The sequence below is a fragment of the Flavobacterium sp. genome, assembly GCF_044368995.1.
Classification (GTDB): domain Bacteria; phylum Bacteroidota; class Bacteroidia; order Flavobacteriales; family Flavobacteriaceae; genus Flavobacterium.
In genome coordinates, this window is sequence record NZ_JBIPMS010000133.1 from 1 (window position 1) to 4,414 (window position 4,414).

Here is a 4,414-nt window from a genome sequence, read left to right on the forward strand (position 1 = left end):
TTAGCAATTTTTTGGTCGTGCTCCGAAATATATTGTCCAGCTAGCATTTGATCAGTTCCTACTAAAAACATACCCAAAGCTTGTTTTCCTAAAACTTTTATATCATTTCTTCTTACAGGTTGTGTGTATCCTTGATTGGCCATTTGTAAAGCAACCTGTTTTGCTGTAGCAATTTGTCTGTCTTTATTTACCACAACAATATCTCTACCTTTTTGAAGTACGCCAATATCGAATGCTTCATAAGCAGAAGTTGCCACTTTCGCCATACCAACGGTTAAGAAATATTCCTGTAAAACATTTAATTCTACATCATTTTTTCTAAATAAATCTGAAGCACGAAGCGCCATTTCTTTAGAACCACCACCACCAGGAATTACACCAACACCAAATTCTACTAATCCGATGTAGGTTTCAGCAGCGGCAACTGCTCTATCTGAGTGCATGGTTAATTCGCAACCACCACCAAGTGTCATTCCGTGAGGTGCAGCAATTACTGGAATAGAAGAATAACGGCAACGCATCATCGTATCTTGAAACATTTTGATGGCCATATTTAATTCATCGTATTCTTGCTCAACAGCCAACATGAAAATCATGGCTAAATTTGCACCAACAGAAAAATTTGTTCCTTGGTTCCCGATAACTAAACCCTCATATCCTTTTTCAGCCATATCAATAGCTTTATTGATACCTTGTAAAACGCCAGCACCAATAGAATTCATTTTAGAAGTAAATTCTAAATTGATAATTCCGTCACCTAAATCGGTAATTATACTTTCGCTGTTGTTCCAAACTTTTTTGCTTTCGCGAATATTGTCTAAAATTATAAAAGCATCTTGTCCCGGAATTTTTTCTGATTGATTTTTATCTCTGTTATAGAAAAAAGTTGCTCCTTCTTTAACAGAATAGAAAGTCGTATTTCCAGAAGCCAACATATCAGTTACCCAACTTGCAGGCTGATAGCCTTCTACTTTCATTAATTCAATTCCTTTTTGAACACCAATTGCGTCCCAAATTTCAAATGGTCCGTTTTCCCAACCGAAACCAGCTTTCATCGCATCGTCAATTTTGTAAAAAGCGTTTGTGATTTCAGGGATTCTGTTAGAACAATAAGTAAACATCGAAGCGAAGTTTTTACGATAAAATTCACCGGCTTTGTCTTTTCCAGTGATTAATACTTTAAATCTATCAATAGGTTTGTCGATGGTTTTGGTTAATTCTAAAGTCGCAAAAGAAGCTTTTTTAGTCGCACTATATTTTAATGTATTCAAATCTAAAGACAATATTTCTATTCCTTCTTTTTTATAGAAACCTTGATTGGTTTTAACTCCCAACCATTTATTTTCCATCATTTTATTAATAAAATCTGGTAGCTTAAACAATTCTAAAACCTCGTCTGTTTTACAATTTTCGTAAATCCCGTTAGCCACGTGAACTAAAGTATCTAAACCAACTATATCTACTGTTCGGAAAGTTGCCGATTTAGGTCGACCAATTACCGGACCAGTTAATTTATCTACTTCTTCAATTGTTAAGCCCATTTCCTTTACTTGATGAAACAAGCTCATAATTCCAAAAATTCCAATTCTATTCCCGATAAAAGCGGGAGTATCTTTGGCAACAACGGATGTTTTTCCTAAAAATTTTTCTCCGTAACCATTTAAGAAGTCTAATACTTCTGTTGAAGTTTGAGGTCCAGGAATAATTTCGAATAATTTTAAGTAACGTGCTGGATTAAAAAAGTGCGTTCCACAGAAGTGTTTTTGAAAATCTTCACTTCTCCCTTCACTCATAAAATGAATAGGAATTCCAGATGTGTTTGAAGTAATTAATGTTCCTGGTTTACGAAATTTCTCAATTTGTTCGAAAACGCTTTTCTTAATATCTAAACGTTCTACAACCACTTCAATAATCCAATCGCATGAAGCTATTTTAGTCATATCATCTGTAGTATTTCCAGTAGAAATTCTACTAGCAAAACTTTGATGATAAATTGACGATGGTTTTGATTTTAGCGCAATTGCCAAATGATCGTTAACCAATCTGTTTCTAACTAACTTACTCTCAAGAGTCAACCCTTTTTTTATTTCAACAGCTGTTAATTCATTTGGAGCAATATCCAACAAAATTACTTCTACTCCTATATTTGCAAAATGGCAGGCAATTCCACTACCCATAATTCCAGATCCAATAACTGCAACCTTTTTAATATTTCGTTTCATTTATATGTATTTAATTTTGGAAAATTCTATATTTAAATAAAAATATAAACATTTATACGTTATTTTAGTTTGATATTTTTATCAAAAATTTCTTTTTCAAGAATTTGTTCATTAATAATATCGGCAACTTGCATAAAATTATAAAGCTGTTCCTCAGTAATTTTAGATTTAATCACTCCATTAAACTGTAGCACCGTTTGTTTTGATAATTCTCTTTTTTGTTTTCCTTCTTCAGTTAAAAAAATCAAAACACCTCTTCCATCAGATGGGTTTTTTTTTCGTATTATCAAACCTCTTTGCTCCATAGATTTTAAAGTTCTAGTTAAACTTGTAGCTTCCATACCCATTCTAGGACCTAAAGCAGTAGAAGGAATTCCCTTTTCTTTATCAATGCTCAATAAGGCAAAACCCGTAGCCATAGTAGCACCATATTTTGCAGCTTCTTCATTATACATTTTAGAAACCGTTTGCCAGGTATGTCTTAAAATATAATCGATTGTTTTATCTTGCATAAATTATTTTTTTCAAATATAAAAAAAAATACTATGCGCGCATAGTATTTAGTTGATTTTTTCAGTTTATAGACTAAGTGATATAAATTTACAAATAAAAAGAAATCAATAACCTTTTTTGATACTAATAAATTGTTAAATCTTTTACTCGAGTAGGTATTAAATTGATCGGAATAGAGTAAATTACTTAAGTTGAATTAAGCTCCAAATAGGAATATGATCTGAAATTTTTCTTGCTTCTTTAACAGATTTAAATGAGGTATAAAAAGGTACAATTCCACTTTTTAAAACTTCAAGATTGGTAGGCTTGTAAAAAATATTATCATACTCTGATGCTAAACAATCATTATTTATACATTTCTGACGTAAACTTGTTTTTTGATTTTGAAAAACACTTGTAAAACCTATTTTTTTAATTGAGAAAAACACAGAATTACTTTGAGGACAATTAAAATCACCCATAAAAACTAAATTAAGTTTTGGATACAAATTAGGAAAAAATTTAAAATATTTTATTTCGCTTGCTGGATTTTTCTTTTTTGGAACCGCATGAAATGATACTAAAGTTATTGATTTCCCTTTGTAAATAAAAGTACCCATAAAAGGTTCTCGATCAATTTCTTTTTGATAGTTTTGATCTAACCAACAATTACCTATTTTTTTTACGATTGAAGGTTTCCAAATAAAAGCATATCGCTCACAACTAGATGTACTGATACTCGTTGTTGGATTGCTAATTACATATTCCCATTTTGCCCCTTTGGTATTTAAAATGGCAACTAATCTACTTACTGCTTTTGCACCTCCATAACCAGCAACTACCTCTTGAATAGCAATAATATCATAACTTTTTATAGCGTTTGCCATAACCATTAATTCACTATCTGATTTTGATTTACCTAAATTCATTATATTCCAAGTACAAACGGATACTTGAGAAAAAGAAAAACAAGTGACTAATAAAAAGAAAAATAAGAACTTTTTTAATAACATATTTGATTTTTTTGCTAAGATATAAATAAGTATGATTATTTGTTTACCTACAAAAGATTTTATTTTGTGCGTTTCCTTCCAGGTCGTGTGTTTCGTTATATCTTTTTTGGTGTTATTTTTAAAAAAAAGGATGCCACTACACCCACTAACGCTCAGGTTTTCATAAGATATATTTGGTGAAAAATTGCCAGCACGCCACACCAATAACAAAAAAAAGAGGCTATCTTTTCAGATAGCCTCTCAATAAAAGAAGGCGGCGAACCGAGCTTGCGAACACGCCGCACCAATAACAAAAAAAAGAGGCTATCTTTTCAGATAGCCTCTCAATAAAAGAAGGCGGCGACATACTCTCCCACATAACTGCAGTACCATCTGCGCAGTTGGGCTTAACTTCTCTGTTCGGAAAGGTAAGAGGTGAGCCCCAACGCAATAACCACCTTAATTGTAAGTCTAAAGTCGATTGTCATAAAGTCTAAAGTTGTTTGCTTTAAAACTTTGGACTTTCGTCTTTAAGACTGCAGCTTGGCTGCAAATATCTTAACATACTGAGATAAAAATATAAAAAATAAAAAACATTCTTTCTTTGAAAGAATTTCGTTTCTCCCGATTAATCGGGAGAAACTTTACAATAAGCTTACGGGTTATTAGTACTACTCGACTATGACATTACTGCCTTTACATCTATAG

At 32.1% G+C, this 4,414-nt stretch carries 3 protein-coding genes and 1 rRNA gene; all 4 read right to left on the bottom strand.

The window, feature by feature from the left end; all coding sequences use genetic code 11:
* On the bottom strand, window positions 1–2,222 hold a 2,222-nt coding region (locus ACIQ2I_RS08180), incomplete at its 3' end, for a 3-hydroxyacyl-CoA dehydrogenase NAD-binding domain-containing protein (RefSeq protein WP_396181931.1).
* A 59-nt stretch (window positions 2,223–2,281) separates the two neighbouring features.
* Complete coding sequence (locus ACIQ2I_RS08185; RefSeq protein WP_396181932.1) at window positions 2,282–2,734, bottom strand: MarR family winged helix-turn-helix transcriptional regulator; 453 nt, start codon at window positions 2,732–2,734, stop codon at window positions 2,282–2,284.
* A 183-nt stretch (window positions 2,735–2,917) separates the two neighbouring features.
* The gene (locus ACIQ2I_RS08190) at window positions 2,918–3,727 is read right to left on the bottom strand and encodes an endonuclease/exonuclease/phosphatase family protein (RefSeq protein ID WP_396181933.1); all 810 of its coding nucleotides are present in this window, start codon (window positions 3,725–3,727) and stop codon (window positions 2,918–2,920) included.
* 331 nt (window positions 3,728–4,058) lie between these two features.
* A 5S ribosomal RNA gene (gene rrf, locus ACIQ2I_RS08195) occupies window positions 4,059–4,168 on the bottom strand.
* Window positions 4,169–4,414 lie beyond the last annotated feature (246 nt).